The organism is Knoellia sp. S7-12 (genome assembly GCF_040518285.1).
Classification (GTDB): Bacteria; Actinomycetota; Actinomycetes; order Actinomycetales; family Dermatophilaceae; genus Knoellia.
In genome coordinates this window covers 3,454,468-3,474,564 of the sequence record NZ_CP155449.1, presented here as the reverse complement: position 1 = coordinate 3,474,564, position 20,097 = coordinate 3,454,468, and the positions used below count along the sequence as shown (strand labels likewise).

The 20,097-nt window shown below is 67.2% G+C and carries 16 protein-coding genes; 11 read left to right on the top strand and 5 right to left on the bottom strand.

Translation table 11 applies throughout. The features are described 5' to 3' along the window. Nucleotides 1-11: 11 nt before the first annotated feature. The 4 genes from V6K52_RS16660 to V6K52_RS16645 all read right to left on the bottom strand — a co-directional run bounded on the left by V6K52_RS16660 (nt 12) and on the right by V6K52_RS16645 (nt 8,093). Nucleotides 12-5,258 (bottom strand): peroxidase family protein, encoded by a 5,247-nt coding sequence (locus V6K52_RS16660; RefSeq protein ID WP_353951237.1) that lies wholly within the window; start codon nt 5,256-5,258, stop codon nt 12-14. A 215-nt stretch (nt 5,259-5,473) separates the two neighbouring features. Continuing rightward, nucleotides 5,474-5,917 carry a signal peptidase I gene (gene lepB / locus V6K52_RS16655; protein WP_353951236.1) on the bottom strand — a complete coding sequence of 148 codons (444 nt, stop codon included), beginning with the start codon at nt 5,915-5,917 and terminating at the stop codon, nt 5,474-5,476. Nucleotides 5,918-5,979: 62 nt separating this feature from the next. Continuing rightward, nucleotides 5,980-6,465, bottom strand: coding sequence for a hypothetical protein (locus tag V6K52_RS16650; RefSeq protein WP_353951235.1), 486 nt, complete (start codon nt 6,463-6,465; stop codon nt 5,980-5,982). 44 nt (nt 6,466-6,509) lie between these two features. Continuing rightward, nucleotides 6,510-8,093, bottom strand: coding sequence for a multicopper oxidase family protein (locus V6K52_RS16645; RefSeq protein ID WP_353951234.1), 1,584 nt, complete (start codon nt 8,091-8,093; stop codon nt 6,510-6,512). Between the two features lie 218 nt (nt 8,094-8,311). Here V6K52_RS16645 and V6K52_RS16640 point away from each other — a divergent pair, with 218 nt between their 5' ends. From V6K52_RS16640 to groL, 9 genes are all read left to right on the top strand, one after another. Further along, on the top strand, nt 8,312-9,136 hold the full coding sequence (locus tag V6K52_RS16640; RefSeq protein ID WP_353951233.1) for a BTAD domain-containing putative transcriptional regulator: 825 nt from the start codon (nt 8,312-8,314) through the stop codon (nt 9,134-9,136). A gap of 203 nt (nt 9,137-9,339) precedes the next feature. Next, nucleotides 9,340-10,047, top strand: coding sequence for a response regulator transcription factor (locus tag V6K52_RS16635; RefSeq protein ID WP_353951232.1), 708 nt, complete (start codon nt 9,340-9,342; stop codon nt 10,045-10,047). A 19-nt stretch (nt 10,048-10,066) separates the two neighbouring features. Beyond that, on the top strand, nt 10,067-11,428 hold the full coding sequence (locus V6K52_RS16630) for a histidine kinase (RefSeq protein ID WP_353951231.1): 1,362 nt from the start codon (nt 10,067-10,069) through the stop codon (nt 11,426-11,428). Nucleotides 11,429-11,556: 128 nt separating this feature from the next. Beyond that, nucleotides 11,557-12,018, top strand: a complete 462-nt coding sequence (locus V6K52_RS16625; RefSeq protein ID WP_353951230.1) for a response regulator transcription factor — start codon at nt 11,557-11,559, stop codon at nt 12,016-12,018. Nucleotides 12,019-12,178: 160 nt separating this feature from the next. Continuing rightward, on the top strand, nt 12,179-12,886 hold the full coding sequence (locus V6K52_RS16620) for a hypothetical protein (RefSeq protein WP_353951229.1): 708 nt from the start codon (nt 12,179-12,181) through the stop codon (nt 12,884-12,886). A gap of 10 nt (nt 12,887-12,896) precedes the next feature. After that, nucleotides 12,897-13,868 carry a glycerophosphodiester phosphodiesterase gene (locus V6K52_RS16615; protein WP_353951228.1) on the top strand — a complete coding sequence of 324 codons (972 nt, stop codon included), beginning with the start codon at nt 12,897-12,899 and terminating at the stop codon, nt 13,866-13,868. A gap of 131 nt (nt 13,869-13,999) precedes the next feature. Beyond that, entirely contained in the window at nt 14,000-14,191 is a 192-nt protein-coding gene (locus V6K52_RS16610) for a hypothetical protein (RefSeq protein ID WP_353951227.1), read from the top strand. Nucleotides 14,192-14,221: 30 nt separating this feature from the next. Continuing rightward, a complete protein-coding gene (locus tag V6K52_RS16605; protein WP_353951226.1) occupies nt 14,222-14,452 on the top strand; it encodes a hypothetical protein in 231 nt (76 codons plus the stop codon). Nucleotides 14,453-14,898: 446 nt separating this feature from the next. Then, complete coding sequence (groL, locus tag V6K52_RS16600) at nt 14,899-16,536, top strand: chaperonin GroEL (protein WP_353951225.1); 1,638 nt, start codon at nt 14,899-14,901, stop codon at nt 16,534-16,536. 105 nt (nt 16,537-16,641) lie between these two features. Here groL and xylA read toward each other — a convergent pair whose 3' ends face one another. After that, entirely contained in the window at nt 16,642-17,835 is a 1,194-nt protein-coding gene (gene xylA, locus V6K52_RS16595) for a xylose isomerase (protein ID WP_353951224.1), read from the bottom strand. Between the two features lie 59 nt (nt 17,836-17,894). Here xylA and V6K52_RS16590 point away from each other — a divergent pair, with 59 nt between their 5' ends. Next, nucleotides 17,895-19,181 carry an ROK family protein gene (locus V6K52_RS16590; protein WP_353951223.1) on the top strand — a complete coding sequence of 429 codons (1,287 nt, stop codon included), beginning with the start codon at nt 17,895-17,897 and terminating at the stop codon, nt 19,179-19,181. Nucleotides 19,182-19,301: 120 nt separating this feature from the next. Next, on the top strand, nt 19,302-20,084 hold the full coding sequence (locus tag V6K52_RS16585; protein ID WP_353951222.1) for an ABC transporter ATP-binding protein: 783 nt from the start codon (nt 19,302-19,304) through the stop codon (nt 20,082-20,084). The last annotated feature ends 13 nt before the right edge of the window (nt 20,085-20,097 follow it).

The window sequence follows — 20,097 nt, the reverse complement described above, 5'->3', positions numbered from 1 at the left end:
TCAGTGACTCGTCACCGCGCCACCACCTGATTCGACTGCGCCGACCGGACGCTCTCGCCCCGGGCATTGATCGCCGTCACCTGGAAGCGGTAGTTGCCCGCCACCAGGGTCATCGACAGCGTCCGTGCGGTCGCGGGCTGGACGGCCGACGTGGTTGTCGCCAACACGGTCCCGGTGGCACCCAACCGGAGGGCGAACACCCGGTAACCAGTGATCACCGACCCGCCGTTCGCGGCGGGCGCTGCCCAGTTGGCCGTCGCGGTGATTGCTCCACCGACAACGCCCGACACGGCTGTCCCGATGACGGGAGCGCCGGGCACGGTGGCCGGAGTGACCACGCTGGACGGCGTCGACAGGGTTCCCACGCCGGCGGCGTTGACCGCCGCGACCCGGAAATCGTATGCCGTGCCGTTGGTCAGTCCAGTGACCACGGCAGTCCTCGCGGTGGCCGCAATGCCGACCACCGTTCGAAGCACCACACCTCCAGAGCGGACCTGGATCCGGTACTGCGTGATCGGCGAGCCACCGGTGAACGTGGGCGCTGCCCAGTTCACGGTCGCCGACGCATTACCGGCGGTCGCGGTGACCGAGCCCGGAGCGCTGGGGACACCAATCGCAGTGATCGTGTTGGACGGCGCGGAGACCGCCCCGAGACCGACTGCGGTCACGGCGCGGATCCGGAAGTTGTACGCCGTACCGTTGGTCAGCCCCGTCACCGTCGTGCTCGTTGCAGTTCCGGTGAGGTTGACTAGCCGGACGAGGGTGGTGCCCGTGGACACCCGGACCTGGTATCCCGTGATGGGCGAGCCGCCGTCGTTCGTGGGAGCGGTCCAGGTGAGGCCCGCCGAAAGGTTCCCGACCGTTGCCACGGGGGTCCCGGGAGCTGTCGGCAGGTTCGTCGGGGCGATGGGTGTGATCGTGTTGGACGGCGCGGAGACCGCCCCGAGACCGACTGCGGTCACGGCGCGGATCCGGAAGTTGTACGCCGTACCGTTGGTCAGCCCCGTCACCGTCGTGCTCGTTGCAGTTCCGGTGAGGTTGACTAGCCGGACGAGGGTGGTGCCAACGGCCACCCGGACCTGGTATCCCGTGATGGGCGAGCCGCCGTTGTCCGTGGGAGCTGTCCAAGCGACGGTCGCTTGAGCGTTGCCCGCTGTCGCGGTGACGGCCGTCGGAGCGGCGGCCAATGTGGCGGGTGCCGGGACGGCGATGTCGCCGTCCGAGAACCGGAGCCGTTCGACGCGACGCAGTGTGTCGGTGCCGTCGACGGCCGTGCCTCGGGCGTGCACCACGGTCGTCGCCGCCGCGCCGAACGTGACGTCGTACTCGGCACGAGGACCGGTGAAGATCGCCGTGTCGATGGCAGTTCCGTTCGCCGGGGTCTGAATCTCCCTGACAATGCGCAGCTGACCCGGGTTGATCGTGCCAGCGATCACTCGTGGCGTGACGGCGGCGAGCGTCTCGACGCTGTCGATCTGGGTCGTCGGCTCGGTGACCCCGCTCCGGACGCTGATGCGCACGTTGAGCTGCGAGTCGCCGTCGATGACGTCGTTGCCACCGCGGCCCTCGATGAGGTCGCTGCCGGCACCACCCATGAGGATGTTGCCGCCGGTGAACGTCGTGGCACCACCGAGGACGGCGCTGAGACCGGTCACGCGGGCACTGCCGGCGGCAGTGAGCTCGTGGCCGACCATGGCGGCCGCGTCACGGTCGTCGCCCCGCAGGGTGTCGTTGAGGTTCCACCCGGACAACGTCTCGACGAAGTCGAACCGGTCCTTGTTGGTCTCGACGCTCGGCGGCAGGAGGCCGGTGAGCGCCATGTCGGAGTCCGCAGCTGCGAGGTCCCCGTCGTGTGTGGCGTAGTCGAACCCGAGCATGCCCTCGTTGCGCTGGATGCCGGGGCCGTTGAGCATGACGTCGTCGCCACCTTCGGCGTCGTTGTCGGTCTCACCGCCGTACCCGATGAGGACGTCATGTCCGGCCTCGTTCGGGTCGTCCTGGAACGGGGCGCCGTTGTCGCCCTGCAGCAGGTTGAATGCGCCACCACCGGTACCGGTGACCGTCGCACCACTCTCAATCCAGTCGTCGCCGTCGTCGCCGAAGACCGTGTCGTCACCGGCTCCGCCGAGCACCCAGTCGTTGCCTGGCCCGCCGAAGGATTCGGCCAGGTCGTTGCCGTGGACGATGACGTCGTTGTCGCGGCCACCCTGGAGCAGGTCGCCTCCGAAGCCCTGACCGGACGACAGCGTGTCGTTGCCGTCGCCGCCCTTGATGGTGTCGTCGCCGTTGGAGTCGAGCAGGATGTCGTCGCCGAGACCACCGATGTGGTTGTCGTTGCCGTCACCACCCTGGAACCAGTCGTTGCCGTCGTTGCCGCGGTAGGTGTCGTCACCCTCGCTGGACCAGACGCGGTTGTTGCCGCTGGTGCCGTTGAAGACGACGTGCTCCGGGCCGCCGTAGCGGATGGTGCCGTCCGGCATGCGCGTGAGCAGGGTCGACTCGTTGTAGGGCGTCGCCGGGTCGTCGAGGACGGCGCCGGTGGTGCCCAGGTTGGCCAGGTCGAAGGTGAAGGCTGGCCGAGAGAACGAGTCGGCCGGCAGGCCGCTGACGTCCGTGTTGCGCTGGATCAGCTCGGCGAACGAGTTCCCCTCGAGCTGGGTCAGCATGTTGAGGCCGGCGGTGCGGGACAGGTAGTAGAACCGGTCGCCGAACTGCAGGTCCTCCATCTGCGACTCGAACACGTAGTTGAAGGTCGGTCCGAGCAGGCCACCGAAGACGTGCTGCTTCTCGGCGAGACCACCGGTCCACAGGTCGATGCGGTCCACTCCCGTGTTGGTCGTGTTGCCGGGGTCGACCCAGTTCGTGTGGACGGTGGTGGTGACACCCGTCGTGGGGTTGGTCACCTGGTGCGGTGCGCTGTTGAGGAAGGCGTAGCGGTCCGCGGGCACGGAGGCAGCCGGGATGTTGTCCTGAGTCTCGTCGACCTCGGGGTCCGGAGCGTTGGGGACGTTGGTCAGCACTCCGTCAGGCCCAGCTTCGCCGTAGACGAGAGCGTCCGCGGCGGCCCGCTTGGCGACCGTGGTGGTCGCCGCGATGATGGACGGGTGTGTCCCGTAGGCGGCGATGAAGTTGTTGAGCGACTTCGCGTGCTTGATGCTGAATGAGAAGTCGGCCCAGCTCTGGTACGGCGCCAGCGACGAGTTGCCCGATGCCGCGTAGAACGAGCGCCGAGCCGCGTTGAGGCTCGGGGTGCCGGTGTCACGGGCCCGGGCCATGTTGAGGGCGGCGAGGTCGAGCGGCAGGCCGAGGAGCTGGTTGCGGAGAGCCTCGGTGACGAACTCGTCGAGCTCGTTGCCGACCTGACGGGTCATGCCACGCACCACGTCGCCGGCTGCCTGCTCCGGAGTCCTGCCACCGGCCATGAAGGATGGTGGGTTGAGGAACGCCGTGAGCAAGGGGATGTCGTCACGGGTGCCGTTGGCACGGACTCGGTCGACGGACTCGGTGAGCATCGAGTGACCGAAGCGGTAGACCGCGTGGGCGAACTCGGCCTTGATGGCGGGGTTGATGGCCGTGTTGTAGCCCGTCCCACCCTCACCGAAGGGGTTCACCAGCGGTTGCACCTTGCGGATGAACTCCTCGAAGGCCAGGTGCTGGTACTCCATCTCGGTGACGAAGCGGGCAGCCTGGAAGAGGCGCTCGCCGTAGTCGTAACTGCCGTCACGAGCGGTGTAGCGGCTCGCCTTCCAGTCGGCCTCCTCGGCTGCGGTCAGCAGCGCTCCGGTGCGTGCCGCGTCCGTGCCCTGGATCTTCTGCTGGATGTCCTGGACGAGGCGGTTGTGCTCGGAGTGGAAGACGTGGTGGACGGAGGTGAGACCGATGTTCTCGTTGACGCGGCCGTCACCGGCGATGAAGTGTGCGTCCAACATCTCGTTGTCGTACTGGTTGACGCAGCCCGTCGGGAACCCCGGCGCCTCGCACACGACGAGGTTGGGGGTCACGACACTGTCGGGGTCGGGCGTCGAGCCGGCCTTTGGCACGGCGTTGTGCGCGATGTCGTCCAGGAAGGCGTGGCCGGTCGGCGTCGCGCCGGCGGTGCTCACGGGAGTCGTCAGGTTTCCCTCGACGAGGCCTCCCGGCGCACCAGGCACGACGAGCTGCGGCAGGCCTCTGGCTGGACCGCGCAGGTAGCGACCGTAGGGGTCGGTGGCGAGCAGCGGGATGCTCATCGCGTTTGCATCGGTGAGCGCGATGCCGAGCATCGTCCGGGCCTGCGTCTTGACGTCGGCCCACGTGGCCATCCCGCCACCTGGCCCGGTGAGGAGCCCACCGGTGGTGCGGATGGGCAGCGCGACGATCGCCGCGTCCGGGTTGGCGTCGTCGTACTTGCGCAGGAACACCTGGTGCGAGGGGTGCGACGTGTAGGTCTGGCTCTGGTCCACCCATGGCGAGGTCTGGTTGTTGGCCTCGTGGTTCCCGTCGTGGGTGGCCCGGGTGAGGACCATGAAGTTCGTCGGCGCGTTGGGCACGTAAAGCGGGTCATCGGTCTTGAGCGGCATGAAGACCGTGCCGTTGCCGCCCTTGTTCACCAGGTCGAGGCCGTGGTCGAAGAACTGGCCGAACAGCGTGAACCAGGAGTTGTAGGGCGCCGACAGGCCGACGTCTGGCGCCACGTTCGGGATGAAGAACGCACCAGAGGGCGTCGTCTCGGGCACCTCGCCAGCCGCGTCCACGGCGGCGGGGTTGTCGGCCGTCTGGTCGACGATGAGGTTGCTGATGACACGGGGCTGGCTGTCGCGGACCGTGACGCCATTGGACGCGTAGGTGGTGCCGTCCTCCGCCGGCTGGAGCGACTTGGGCACCAGCCGGGGGAAGTCCTGGTCAGCGGCACCGACCGTGACCTTGCCGGCCACGAGGTTGTTGCACGTCCCATCGATCAGACGCAGTCCCCAGGGAAGGGTCTCACCCACCTCGCCTGCCGGGATCTGATCAGCACCTGCGCCTTGCATGGTCCCGCAGGGGTTCGCTGCCGTCAGAGTGTCAGCGTGCTGCTCCGCGATCTTGATCTGCTTGAGTACAAAGCGCAGGTCGGAGGCGTTCAGGTTGAAGCCCTGCCCCACCGGCGCGGCGGCAGCTGAGACCCCTGACCATGACGCGAGTGCCAGTGAGCTCGCCGTGACCGCTGCGGTGCCCAGCGCCAGAACCTTGGTGCGCGTCCGGCCCCGTGGGCTTGGTCCTGTCCTGGAAGTGTCACTCACGGCGGGCTCTGCACGTCCGCTCTTGCCCGAAGAGTGACGGGCCGTGACGCGGCGCCGGAGAGCGTTCTCGATACTGCGACCGATAACCCTTGTGCCCATGATGCAACCCCTTGTCTGCGTGATGATGTTGGACACCTTGACGGGGGCGTCTTCGACATACCTTTTAGATTTCTGCGATGCGCCGGCGCCGTCGGAACGTCCGCACGCCTGCAGGCTCAGAAGGTGAGGACGACTCGTCCAACAAGGTCGTCGACGCGGATGGACCCGTAGTTGCGGGAGTCGATCGACTCGGCACGGTTGTCTCCCAACACGAACACGGCGTTTGGCGGCACAGTGACGGGGCCGAAGTACGTGGAGTCGATCCGTGACAGGTCGACCTGAGGCTCGTGCCGGGCCTCACCCTCGACGAACAGCACGGCATCCTCCAACGCCACGGTCTGCCCTTCCAGGGCGACGACGCGCTTGACCACGAGATCGTGGCGTTCGGGATCGCGGAAGACGACGAGGTCGCCCACGCCCGGCGAGTGCCACCGCGCCGTGAGCCTGTCGACGAGGACGTGGTCGCCAGCCGTGAGCGTGGGCTCCATGCTCACCGACGCGACCCGCAATGACTCGACGCTGGCGAGCAGAACGGCTGCCAGAAGGAGGAAAGGGATCACCACGCGCGCCCACGGGCGCGGGGCAGTCGGCGTCCGTTCGCCAGGGCCTGCCGGAGCGACCATCAGCCCAAGGCGCCACTCAGACGCAAGACCCACAGGCCCGCCCCGGCGACGAGCACGAGGTTGACGGTCATCCGTCGCAGACGCGGCGGCAGCAGGGTGACGAGGAGGCAGACGACCGTCAGCTCGGCCCCGGTGGCGGCCAGGTCGGCCGGCCCCGCGCCCTCGGCAACGTGTGACCACGCGTGCGAGGTGATGTCCTCCGGTGGCTCGATCGGAAGGCCGGTGGTGCGGCTCGCTACGTAGACGAGCACCACAGCGAGGTTGACGGCGATCCCGGCGAACGCGACGGGCCAGGTGGGCCTGCGGAGCACGAGGGCCGCGAAGGCCAGCTGAAAGCACCCCACGACGATGAAGAAGGTGCCGAAGACCCACCACTCCTCGAGGTGCTCGGGCGTCACCGCCAGGTGGATCGCCCCGCCGAGGACCGAGGCGAACGCGACCCAATGCTGCGTGCCGGTCGCCGCTCCTCGCGAGTCGGGCGTCATGGTCGGGCCTGGGGTGGCCGTGCGCGATGTAGTGGTCACGTCGCTCAGAACTCCGGCGCCGGGAGGGGTCGCGCGGGAGCTGTCGTGATCGGGTCGTAGCCACCCAGACCCACCCTGAACTGGCCCATCATGTCGTGGTCCTCGTGCACGAGGTTGTGGCAGTGGAGCATGTAGGTGCCAGTGTGTGGACCGAACTGGGTGATGAGCCGGACGCGTTCGTTCTCACCGACGTTCACGACGTCCTTGGCGCCGCGCTCGTGGGGGCGAGGAGCCACCCTCACCCCGTTCCTGTTGAACTCGCGGTCGAGGATCTTGAAGTCGATGAGGTGGATGTGCAGGGGGTGGTGCCAACCGCCCGAATCGTTGTGGATCTCCCAGATCTCCACGGCGTTCAGTGCCGGGTTCGCGAGGACCCTGGTGTAGTCACTGTCCTCGACATCGCCCCAGGTCAGGTTGTTGATGGTCCACTGGCCGCCCTGGCGGACCAGGGCCAACCTCCGTGTGGGGGTGGTTGCCGTCGGGGTCAGCGCCATGATGGCGTTGTTCGGGTTGAGCACGTTGGGGACCGAGTTCTTCGACGTGGTTCGGGCCTCGGAGACGACGTCGAAAGCCATGACCTTGTCTGTGTGGGTGTAGTCGACGTTGTTCCTCGGGCTGCTGTTGCGCAGGGTCACCCGCCGCCCGATCGCGTACTTGGCGAAGTCGATGACCACCTCGTAGCGCTCTCCGTTGCTGTGCGGCAGGCTGGTCACCGGCTGCGGTGCAGCGGTCAGGCCGGCGTCGGTGCCGATGACGACCAAGGGCTCTCCGCTGTCGAGCCGCAAGCGGTAGCTTCGCGAGATGGATGCGTTGAGGATGCGGAAGCGGTACTTCCGTCGCTCGACTTTCATGACCGGCCACGGTCGGCCGTTGACGAGGATGACGTCGCCGAAGAGTCCCGACCGGTCGTCGTCGTCGTACAGCAGCTGGCCTTCCCTGTCGAACATGGCGTCGCTGATGACGAGCGGCACGTCGTAGGACCCCTGCGGGATGGGAAGGGACTGCTCCAGGGAGTCGTGTGTCCGGAACATTCCCACCAGCCCCATGTAGACATTCGGGGCGGTGTGGTGGACCGCGTGGTCGTGGTACCAGAGGGTCCGCGAGCCATACAGGTTCGAGTATCGGTAGTCCTTCCAGCTCCCGGGGTATGTGACGTCGCTGGCATAGCCATCGAACTGGGGCAGGGACGGCGACCCGTGCAAGTGGACAGACGTGAAGGGTGTGTATCCCAGGACGGGGTGGGATGCAGGAAGCCTGTTCGTCTGCCGCACCACCAGCTGCCGGCCCGGCTGGACGTCGAAAGTCGGCCCGGGGAAGGTCCCGTCGTAGCCCCAGATCCGGGTCCGGAAGCCGGGGAGGATCTCCGTGGCCTGTTCGCGCATCGTCAATGAGTAGTAGTCGGTGGTACCGACGGATTTCACTTTCGTGGCCACCCGCGGCACGGAAAAGGGCACTCTGAAGGGCGCTGGAAGCGCGCTCTCGGCGATCCGGTTCTGGCCGGCGGCCAGGACACTGCGCTCGAGGGGAAGGAGCATCGCCCCCCCAGAGAGCATCCCGAACGCGAGCATCTCTCGCCTCGTCACAGACATGACCTCGCCTTTCGATCCGGGAGTTCACCGTAGGGAGATCCTCTTTGACAATCCTTTTGATGGAGGGCTAGTTGCTTCGGCACCCTTGACTCCGCATGGCATCGCCCATCAGGCCCCCCCAAATTTCGGGCACTCACTTTGGGGATGGCCCCCCGTTACGCGCAGTGGTTCCCTGACACCCAGATGGAATGGGTGCAGAAAGGGACAGGGGTAGGCGCATGGAGATCTCAATGTTCGGACCACTTCTGGTCCGGGACGGTGAACGCGTGCTCGGTCCCCGTGACCTTGGCGGTGTCAAGCCCCGACACGTTCTCGAACTGCTGCTGCTCGCTCGCGGTCACCGGGTCTGGACCGACATGATGGCGACCGCGCTCTGGTCCGAGAGCAAAGAGCCGCGGAACGTCGTCGCGACGATCAACACCTACGTGTGCGTCCTGCGGCACAGCATGTTCGACGACCAGGCCCAAGCGCGTCGGGTGATCGTCACGGAGCCGGGCGCGTATCGGATCGCCCTGGAGGAGGTCGACCTCGACCTCGACCGTTTCGACAACCTGGTGCTCAGAGCCGAGAGGGCCCCACGGCAGGAGCGGCTTGAGCTGCTCACGGCCGCGGTCGGGCTCTCCAGCGGACCCCTGCTCGAGGATGCCCGCTACGACGAGTGGGCCCAGGAGGACCGCCTGGTCTATGAAGACCGCACGACCCGTGCGCACCTCAACCTGGCTCTCGACTGGCTCGTCGAGGGCGAGCGCACCGCGTGTCTGCGACATGCTGAGCTCGCCCTGCGCCGCGATCGGTATTCCGAGGAGGCCTACCGTCTCGTCATGCTCGCCAACCACGGCCTCGGTCGCCAGGATGCGGTACGCCGGGCCATGGGCCGTTGCCGGGACCTCCTTTCCCGCGAGTTGGGGGTCGCCTGCGACCCTGAGACCGAGCGATTGCTGAACGCGATCAACGTGCACACCCCGGAATCAGACATCATCCAGGCCTTCTATCCCACTGCCCTCACAGGTCCCGTGACAGCGGGGGTCCTCGACGTGGCCTGAGCCCCCCGTGCACCCCCACATTGGGACATTCGTGCCCCCCCGATCGGGCTATGGATCGCGTGCTCACCGACCTCCACAGTGGTGGAAGGTTTTGGTGCAGGAGAGGTGTTGGTCACCATGGTGCGCAGCGACCCTGAATCGTCCACTCGGTCACGTCCACGACGGCACGATCGCAGGACCACGTCAGGTCATCGGCGCGCCCTATGACGAGTCGGATTCTCATGGACGAGGCGCCGCTCACCGCCGAGGATCACGTACCTCGGCCACCGGAGCGTGCCAGGATCCTCGTCGTCGACGACCACCGCACGTTCGCGGAACTCCTCTCCCGGGCCTTGGACGCGGAGTCCGACCTGGAGTGCGTCGGACATGCCCAAGACGCGAAGGAGGCGCTCATTGAGGTGGCGCGCCTGGACCCCGACGTCGTGCTCATGGACGTGCACCTACCTGATCGGGACGGGATCAGCCTCACGGCGGAGCTCATCTCGACCTACCCTGACCTCAAGGTGCTCATCCTCACTGCCTATGCCAGCGTCGCGGACATTCAACGTGCCGCAGCGGCCGGCGCCTCCGGGTTCCTGGCCAAGGACGGCTCGCTGTCGGATGTGCTCGATGGGCTGCAGACAGCCCGCTCGGGAAGCCTGATCCTCCCGGACGGTCTCATGGCACGGTTGTCCGGCCTCGGAAGCAAGGACGAAACGATGCAGCGGTGGCATCTGACCCCTCGAGAGCTGGAGGTGCTCCGGCTGCTCGGGCATGGCCTCGATCCTCGGGCCATCGCAAAAGAGCTGGACGTCAGTCTGCACACCTGCCGCGACCACGTGAAGCGGGTCTTGGCGAAGCTCGGAGTCCACTCGCAGCTCGAGGCGGTCGTCGTGGCCACGCGGACCGGCCTGATCCGGCTGGACGAATGACGCTGCTCGGAGGTCGGTCATGAGCACCCAGCCCCGTGGTGTGCGGGCCAAGGGGTGGAGAGCACCGAACGACGCGGTGCGGCGGGCACTGCGGTGGTATCTCGTCTGCAACCTCGTCGCACTCACCGGTGTGGTGACCGGTGTCGTGCTCCTCAGTTGGGTTGTCGCGCGCAACGAAGCACTGCGTGACGCCGAGGTCACGGCCCGCGCCGTCGCCGAGACGATCGTGGTGCCGCTGGCCGACGACGACTTCCATGCCCGGGACCCGGCGGCGTTGGCCCGGATGGGTGAGGTCATGGAGAACCGATCCCGGGACGGGTCCCTTGGCGACATCAAGGTGTGGGCGGATGCCGGTGGCGGTCGCGCCACCGTGCTGTGGGCCGACCAGCGCCCCCTGGTGGGCCAAACGGTCAAGCTGGGGGTGGAGGAGTATGCCGTCTTTGGCAGCCAGGCCACCGTGTCCAGAATCTCCGACGGCGAGAACGAGGGAAGCCAGCCCGAACGTTCGGGGCATCAGCACATCGAGGTCTACACCGGCACGCGAGACGCGTCAGGCGCGCCCGTTCTGTTCGAGGTCTCCATCCCCACTCCAGGACTGTCGGAGGAGGCGCGAAGTCTCATCCGCATCATCCTCCCGCTGCCGATCGCGGCAGTGCTCGTCCTGTCCCTGGCGACGCTGCCCCTCGCGGTTTCTTTGGCGCACCGGGTCGACCGTGGGCAGCGGCAGATGCGAGCGCTGCTCGTCAACGCCGTCGAGTCCTCCGACCTCGAGCGCCGACGCATCGCGCGGGACCTGCACGACGGAGTCATCCAGGACCTCGCGGGGGTCGGATACTCGCTCGATTCGGACACGCGACAACTGCCTGAGGGAGGGGTACTGCGAGCGCACCTGACGCAGACGGGAGACATCATCCGACGGGACCTCGCCACCCTGCGGACGCTCATGACCGACATCTACCCGCCGGACCTGGCCAGCAGAGGGCTGGCCGCGACGGTCCGCGAGCTGGCGATCCAGCGGGACCTCCCCGCTGGGCTGGTCCGCTTCGAGATCGATGAGCCGCTGAACCCGCACCCCCTCGTGGACCGGCTGACCTACCGCGCCGTCCGCGAGGCACTGGAGAACGCCGTTCGGCACGCCGGGGCCACGTCCATTCTCGTCCGGATTGCACAGGATGATGCTGGCGTGAACTTCGAGGTCCTCGACGACGGGGTGGGGTTTGACACGACGCTCCCCAGCCCTGAGGGGCACCTGGGGATGCGCCTCATCTCGGAGATGATGACCAATGCCGGAGGCACCATGAGCATCGTCTCCTCGATCGGCGGGGGCACCCGAGTCAAAGGTGAGCTGCCCACAAACCACCTGAGCCTGAGCAGCACCTAACGTGGGGGATGTGCTTCGATTGTCGTCCTGACACAATCGCGAATGCGCGCATTTCTCCGGCTCAGGCAAGGCCGGCAGCCTGTGGTCCCCAACCGCATCAGAGGCAAGCGACTCCAGAAGGGGTACCGATGACAGCCAGCATGCCCTCGGAGTCGTTCTGGGCGTCCCCCACCCAGGACGCAGCAAGGTTGCCGATCCGCGTGGTGGTGGTCGACGACCACGAGTTGCTCCGCGACACCATCCGCGACCTGCTCCTCGGCATGCAGGACATGGAGTGGGTGGGTGAGGCTGCTGATGGGGACGATGCGGTGGCCCTGGTGGAGGCGACCCGACCGGATGTCGTCCTCATGGACCTGTCCATGCCCGGGACGGATGGTCTGAGCGCCACCCGACTCATCGTCCGCTCGTGCCCCTCTGCCCGGGTGCTCGTGCTGACGAGCTCAACGGACCCGGACCACGAGGCGCTGTCGCTGGCTGCCGGTGCCTCAGGCGTCCTCAGCAAGGACGGCAACCCGGCAACGCTTCTCTCGGGCATCCGAGCCGTCGTACGCGGTGGCCAGTCCGGACCCATGCAAGATCCGAGCTCCTGACGTTCCCGGGTAGGGATTCAGGACAGCGGCAGGATCGAGGGCTGGCGCCCTCCGGTGGCGTATGCCGTGGGTGCGGCGTGGCCAACATCAGACTTCGGTCTGATGCGCCCAATCCGAGCGATGGATGTGGCGGCCTCGCCTCTCACGAGATGGTGGATGCATGGCGGGGCAAAACTTCGAACTCAGGTATGCCGGTCGCGACCACCGCGTGGAGGTCGCCGACACGGGGATGAGTCGGCAGTACGAGTGGTCCTGCAACGGCGACGAGGTCGCGACCCACAAGTCCATGGATGACCGGGTCACCCTCAAGCCCACCGATGTGGCCCGCACCACGGTGCCCGGTGCCCGCGGAGAGATCCAGATCCGCTCCGGTCTGACCGGGGTGAAGCGGGCCACGCTCGTGGTCGACGCCGTCGAGATCGACCTCGTGCCGGAGGCGGGGTCAGCGGCCGCCCGTCGGGAGGAGCGGATCCGTGCCCACCCGGGCCGCCACCTGATCCTGCACACCACGGCAGCCCTTGCCAGGGTGCTCATCCCGCTGCTGGGGATCGGGCTCCTCCTCTCGTGGCTGCCCGACTGGGACCTGCCCGGCCTCCCTGTCCCGGACGTCGACCTCCCCTCCGTCCCCTGGCCCTCGATCGACCTGCCGGCGATCCCGTGGCCGGACTGGGAGGCACCGGGCTGGTTGCGCGCAGTCCTCGACAAGGCGAAGTACGTCTGGCCAGTGCTGCTCGCCATCGGCATCGCGCGGCACGAGGTCACGCGCCGACGCGAGCAGGACGAGCGCCGGTCCCGGGTCGCTGGTGGCAAGGCCGTCGGTGAGGAACGTTCATCTGACAGGAACCCAGGGGCCGGTTCCGGGGGATAACGTGCCGAGCATGCGCCGACGCCGCCTGCTCCCTGTCCTCCTGTCCGCCGCCACGCTCACCCTCGGTGTCGGGCTCGCCCCGGCCGTCGCGGCTGAGCCGCCCCAGAACCCGTGGCTCGAGCAGCGCGTCCTCAACATGGCGCACTCCGGCGGAGAGGACGAGGCGCCGATGAACACGATGTACGCGTTCAGGCGCGCAGTCGCCCTCGGCTCCGACATGATCGAGCTCGACGTCCAGTCGACCGCCGACGGCGAGCTCGTCGTCATGCACAACGCGACGGTCGACGAGACCACCAACGGCACCGGGCGGGTCCTCGACAAGACCCTCGATGAGGTCAAGGAACTCGACGCGGCCCACTGGTTCGTCCCGGGACGCAGCGCAGTCCACGGACTCGACCCGAGCGCATATCCCCTGCGCGGAGCGCGATTCGGCCGCCCCAGGGTCGAGGGCTTCAAGCCCAAGGACTTCATGGTCCCGACGCTGCGCGAGGTGCTCAAGGCGTTCCCGGCGACGCCGATCAACATCGAGATCAAGGGGACGAGCGACGCCGACACCGCCTCCTTCATCCGCACCGGCACCCTGCTCGCTCAGCTCCTCAACAAGAACGGCCGCACCGACCTCATCGTCGGCTCGTTCAACGACACCGCGCTCGCGGACTTCCACTCCCGCGCGCCGCAGGTGCCGATGTCGGCCGGGCGCGACGCGATGATCAACTACTTCCTCGGCGGGGTGAAACCGCCCGCTGGCGTGGTCGCGTTCCAGGTGCCGGTCACTTTTGCGGGGATTCCCGTCGCGACACCGGAATTCGTCGCGCGTGCTCACCGCGATGGGTATGCCGTGCACGTCTGGTTCTCGGGTTCGGCACCAGATGACGCCCCGACCTACAACCGGATCATCGACACTGGAGCCGACGGGATCATGCCAGCCAAGCCGACCCTGCTCGAGTCGATCCTGGACGAGCGCGGCATCGAGCGACCCTGACTTCTCGTCCCTCGCGAGAATGAGCGGTATGGCTCCGCAACCTTTCGGGCCGCTGTCACGTAGTGATGGTCAGAGCCACCGTGGGGGCGGCTCACACCAAGGTCGGCCACTGGCCGAAATGGGGGACATGCATGTCTTGTTCGATCCGCACCATCGTCGCTGCTGGTTTTGCCGCCGCTTCTTTCGCGGCTCTTGCTGTGCCCGCTCACGCCGCTGGGCCGAGTGCGCCTGAGGTCAGCACCTATGTCGAGGGCTCCTGGGAGAAGGCGGGCGCGCTCGCGGGAGCCCCGGGCAACCACCACACGACCTTCCTCGCGATCTAAGACAATGCCGTCACCCCCGACATCACCTTCATGGGCGCCGAGGACTTCCAGTGTCCTGAGGGGGCGACCCCGGAGTCGGGCCTGTGCACGTCGCTGCGGCGGACCTACATCCTGGGCGAGGAGGGCGGCACCGTTTCCGGTGACCGCAAGCTCACCGTCGGCTCGGCTGACGCTTCCATCGAGGGGGCGTGGTCCGCCGGTGGCGAGAGCACGCCCGCGCTCATGACCGTGGACATCGATGTGCTGGAGCCGGTCAGCTGACCCGTCGCACCGACCGCTGGGAGTCGGAGGATGGGTCCAGGGTCGTCGAGTCCACGGAGGCGCGTCCCGCGATGTTCACGGGCACGGTGGCCGGCATCTCCGTCGATGGGATGCCCGGCGTCATCACCCGCGTCACCAGGCGCTGACTCCACCTCTGGACGATGGCGTCCGTGCCGATGGCCGTCCACTCGGCCAACGGCGCGGACGCATCGCTGTGGCGCGGAGGTGAGGCAGGTGCGAAATCTGACTGACCGGCATACCGACGTCGTTTGCACTCTCCACCCGAGAGTGCCAATAATGGCGTTGGCACTCTCAGCATGAGAGTGACAATCTGGCCAGTCTGGTGAGGGTCGGCACGCGCACAGACATGAAGTGCGCACGCCAGCTCGTCCGTCGCGGGCGCCACCTGGCCAACACCTTCGATTCGCGTGGGAGGAACCACCCGAATGGCCAAGATCATCGCTTTTGATGAAGAGGCACGCCGCGGACTCGAGCGAGGAATGAACATCCTCGCCGACGCCGTCAGGGTCACCCTGGGCCCCAAGGGCCGCAACGTCGTGCTGGAGAAGAAGTGGGGAGCCCCCACGATCACCAACGACGGTGTGTCCATCGCCAAGGAGATCGAGCTCGACGACCCCTACGAGAAGATCGGCGCCGAGCTGGTCAAGGAGGTCGCCAAGAAGACCGACGACGTCGCCGGTGACGGCACGACGACGGCGACCGTTCTCGCCCAGGCCCTCGTCAAGGAAGGCCTGCGCAACGTTGCTGCTGGCGCCAACCCGATGGCGCTCAAGCGCGGCATCGAGAAGGCTGTCGAGGCTGTCTCCGCCGAGCTGCTCAACAACGCCAAGGACGTCGAGACCAAGGAGCAGATTGCTGCTACCGCCTCGATCTCCGCAGCTGACCCCCAGATCGGCGAGATGATCGCCGAGGCCATGGACAAGGTCGGCAAGGAAGGCGTCATCACCGTCGAGGAGAGCAACACCTTCGGCCTCGAGCTCGAGCTCACCGAGGGCATGCGCTTTGACAAGGGCTACATCAGCCACTACTTCGTGACCGACCCCGAGCGCATGGAGACCGTCCTCGACGACCCCTACGTGCTCGTCGTCAACTCGAAGATCGGCCAGATCAAGGACCTGCTGCCCCTCCTCGAGAAGGTCATGCAGTCCGGCAAGCCGCTCCTCATCATTGCCGAGGACGTCGAGGGCGAAGCCCTGTCGACGCTCGTCGTCAACAAGATCCGCGGCACCTTCAAGTCGGTTGCCGTCAAGGCTCCTGGCTTCGGTGACCGTCGCAAGGCCATGCTGGCCGACATCGCCATCCTCACCGGTGGTCAGGTCATCTCCGAGGAGGTCGGGCTCAAACTCGACACCGCAGAGCTGGACCTGCTCGGCACCGCACGCAAGGTCGTCGTCACCAAGGACGAGACGACCATCGTCGAGGGCTCCGGTGACGCCGACCAGATCCAGGGTCGCGTCAACCAGATCCGCGCCGAGATCGAGAAGTCGGACTCCGACTACGACCGCGAGAAGCTCCAGGAGCGCCTCGCCAAGCTCGCTGGTGGCGTCGCTGTCATCAAGGCGGGCGCGGCCACTGAGGTCGAGCTCAAGGAGCGCAAGCACCGCATCGAGGATGCCGTGCGCAACGCCAAGGCTGCCGTCGAAGAGGGCATTGTCGCCGGTGGCGGCGTCGCTCTCCTCCAGGCGGGCAAGGTCGCGTTCGAGAAGCTCGAGCTCGAGGGTGACGAGGCGACGGGCGCCAACATCGTGCGTGTCGCGATCTCGGCCCCGCTCAAGCAGATCGCCATCAACGCTGGCCTCGAAGGCGGCGTCGTCTCCGAGAAGGTCGCCAACCTCGAGTCCGGTTGGGGCCTCAACGCTGCGACGGGTGAGTACGTCGACCTCATCGCTGCGGGCATCATCGACCCGGCCAAGGTGACGCGTTCGGCACTGCAGAACGCTGCGTCGATCGCCGCGCTGTTCCTCACCACCGAAGCAGTCATCGCTGACAAGCCCGAAAAGGCTTCTGCAGCGATGGGCGGCGGCGGCGACGAGATGGGCGGCATGGGCGGTATGGGCTTCTGATCTCCTGATCAGAGCGCAGCCGAACACCGGCATACGCCAGACGAAGGGCGGTCCACCCATGAGGTGGGCCGCCCTTTCGTATGCCGGTTGGGAGGAGTGCTTCGCTCAGCCGATGAGGTGTTCGACCGCGAGCTGGTTGAGCCGGACGAAGCCGAAGTCACGCTCGGCCGCCTTCTCCGCGTCGAAGCCGTCATCGGTCGCGAGGAACTGCTCGATCGTCTCGCCAGGGTCAAGAGTGGGCTGCGCGAGGTCGAGCACACCGGCATACGCCATGGCTTCCTGAACGCGCGCGTCGGCGCGGAACGCCTTCGCCTTCTGGGCCAGGAGCAGGTAGGACGACATGCACGCCTTGGCCGACTCCCACACCCCGTCCATGTGCTCAGTGCGCGACGGCTTGTAGTCGAAGTGACGGGGTCCGGTGTAGCGCGGTCCGTCCGGGACGCCCGGGAAGCCGTTCTCGATGAGGTCGACGGTGAAGAAGGCCGACATGAGATCGCCGTGACCGAAGACGAGGTCCTGGTCGTACTTCAACCCTCGCTGACCGTTGAGGTCGATGTGGAAGAGCTTGCCGCTCCACAGGGCCTGCGCCAGCTGGTGGGTGTAGTTGAGGTTGGCCATCTGCTCATGACCGGTCTCGGGGTTCAGGCCGACGATGTCACCGTGCTCGAGCTCCGCGATCATCGCGAGAGCGTGGCCGACGGTCGGCAGGAGGATGTCACCGCGAGGCTCGTTGGGCTTGGGCTCGAGCGCGATCTTGAGGCCGTAACCCTTGTCCTTGATGTAGCCGGCGACGGTGTCGAGGCCCTCCCTGTAGCGGTCGAATGCGGCGTGGAGATCCTTGCTGCCGTCGTACTCGCTGCCCTCGCGACCGCCCCACATGACGAAGGTGTCGGCGCCGAGCTCGGCGGCGATGTCGACCGCGCCGAGCACCTTGCGCAGCCCGAAGCGCCGCACTCCGCGGTCGTTGCTCGTGAGTCCGCCGTCCTTGAAGACGGGGTGGCTGAAGGTGTTCGTCGTGACCATCTCGATGACGAGACCGGCGTCCTGGGTGGCCTGCGCGAGGCGGCCAACGCGCTCGTTGCGAGTCTTCTCGTCGGCGTCGAACGGGAAGACGTCGTTGTCGTGGAACGTGATGCCCCAGACGCCGAGCTCAGCGAGCTCCTTGACGTAGTCCCACGGCTCGAGGGCCGGGCGGGAGGCGGACCCGAAGGGGTCGATGCCGGTCCAGCCCACCGTCCAGAGGCCGAACGAGAACTTGTCCTCGGGGGTCGGGGTGGAGGTGGATGACGTCGTTGTCATGGGGGACTCCTTAGTGTTTTGTAGCAAAACTAATGAGTGGTTCGCGCTACTGTCAAGAGGTGCCGACATCCCTTCCTGCCCGCCGCAACGCTGCTGCCGGTCCAGCGTCCGTGGCCCTGGCGGGAGTCCGGGCCGCCAACCTTGCGCGGGTCGTGGCCACCGTCCTTGCCGCCGAGATGCCACCCACGCGATCCGACGTGGCCACAGCGATGGGGGTGACCCGTGCGACCGCGTCGCGTCTCGTCGACGATCTGCTCAACGGTGGGGTGCTCGCGGAACAGGAAGCCACGTCCCACGGCGCGGGTGAACGGTCAGGTGTCCGCCGAGGGCGTCCCGGCACGCCACTCGCAGCTCGGGCCGGGCACCTTGCGGCACTCGGACTGCAGGTCAACGTCGGACACCTCGCAGCCCTGGTCGTCGACCTCTCGGGAGAGGTCCTCGTCGAACGTATCGAGACGGGCGACTTCACGAAATCCGTTCCGGCAGAGGTGCTTTCGCGTCTGAGGTCCCTCGGCTCAGAGGCACTGAAGGCCGCTCCCACCGGGCTGCGCATCGTGGGTTCTGGCCTTGCCGTCCCCGGCATCGTCACCAGTGACGACGGGTTGCTGCTGCGCGCGCCCAACCTCGACTGGTCCGACGTCACCCTCTGCGACTACCTCGACACACAATCGCTCGGCGCGGGACCACTCACCGTGGGCAACGAGGCCGAACTCGCTGCCGCAGCCGTGAGCCTCGACCGGCCGGGACACTCCAGCGGCCTGATCGACTTCATCCACCTCTCCGGCGAGATCGGCATCGGTGGGGCCATCGTCATCGACGGCCAGCCGCTCCCCGGTCGTCACGGCTGGGCCGGCGAGATCGGCCACGTGAGCGTGGACCCTCACGGTCCCTCGTGCGTCTGTGGGTCGACCGGGTGTCTTGAGTTGTATGCCGGCACGCGCGCCCTGCTTGCCGCCGCCGGTCTGTCTCCGGACGCCACCGCCGCCGAACTCGCTGCGCGCGCCCGCGACGGTGATGCGCTGGCGGTGTCCGCAGTCGAGAGCGCCGCATGGGCCCTTGGTCACGCGCTCTCGGCGGTCATCAACGTCGTCGATGTCCCCGTGGTCGTCCTCGGCGGAGATCTGCGAGAGGTCGCTGAGCTCGTCCGGCCCCAAGTCGAGGAGACCCTGCACCAGCGGGTCCTGTCGTCCGCGTGGGCACCACCCACGGTTCGGGCCGCCGAGCCGCACCCGGCGCCGGCTGCCTTGGGTGCGGCCTACCTGCAGCTCCAGCGCGTCATCGACGACCCGGTGCGGTGGCTGGGGGTCGAAGGGTCACGAACCGCGACCATGACCGATTCAGCTTGACGATGTCGGGCACCAGTGCGGACGGTGACCCGGGACCCTGAGTGCCCGGGGACATCTCAGGGTCGGCTGGGTGGAAAAACCCACAGCGCGTATGCCGTTCGCCCACCTAGCGTGATCACCATGACCACTGACCTCGCTCCCGAACGCCGCGACATCACCGCTCCGGCTCGGGCTGCCGCTCGTGTCACCGACCTCGTCAAGACCTATGGCTCCGGCGACACCGCCGTCACAGCCCTCAAAGGTGTGAGCCTCGACCTCAACCGTCGCGAGTTCACTGCGATCATGGGCCCGTCCGGCTCCGGCAAATCCACCCTCATGCACTGTGCGGCCGGGCTGGACTCGGTGACACGCGGTTCGGTGCACCTCGGCGACATCGAGCTCACCGCACTCAAGGAGAAGGACCTGACCAAGGTCCGGCGCGACCACATCGGTTTCGTCTTCCAGTCGTTCAACCTCATCCCGACGCTCAGCGCGGAGGAGAACATCCTCCTGCCGCTGTCGATCGCCGGGCGCAAGCCGGACCGTGCCTGGTTCGACCAAGTGATCTCGACGATCGGGCTCGCCGACCGGTTGGGTCACCGGCCCGGTGAGCTCTCGGGTGGTCAGCAGCAGCGTGTGGCCTGCGCCCGGGCACTCGTGAGTCGGCCCGAGATCATCTTCGCCGATGAGCCCACCGGCAACCTTGACTCGACCTCGGGCGCCGAGGTGCTCGGATTCCTGCGTCGCTCCGTCGACGAGTTCGGACAGACGATCGTCATGGTCACCCACGACCCGGGTGCAGCCAGCTGCACCGACCGCGTGGTCTTCCTCGCCGACGGCAAGATCGTCACCGAGCTGCGTGAGCCAACGCCCGAGCTCATCCTCGAGACGATGAAGAACATCGACTCGTTCGTGGCGGGCTGACCATGCTCCGTGC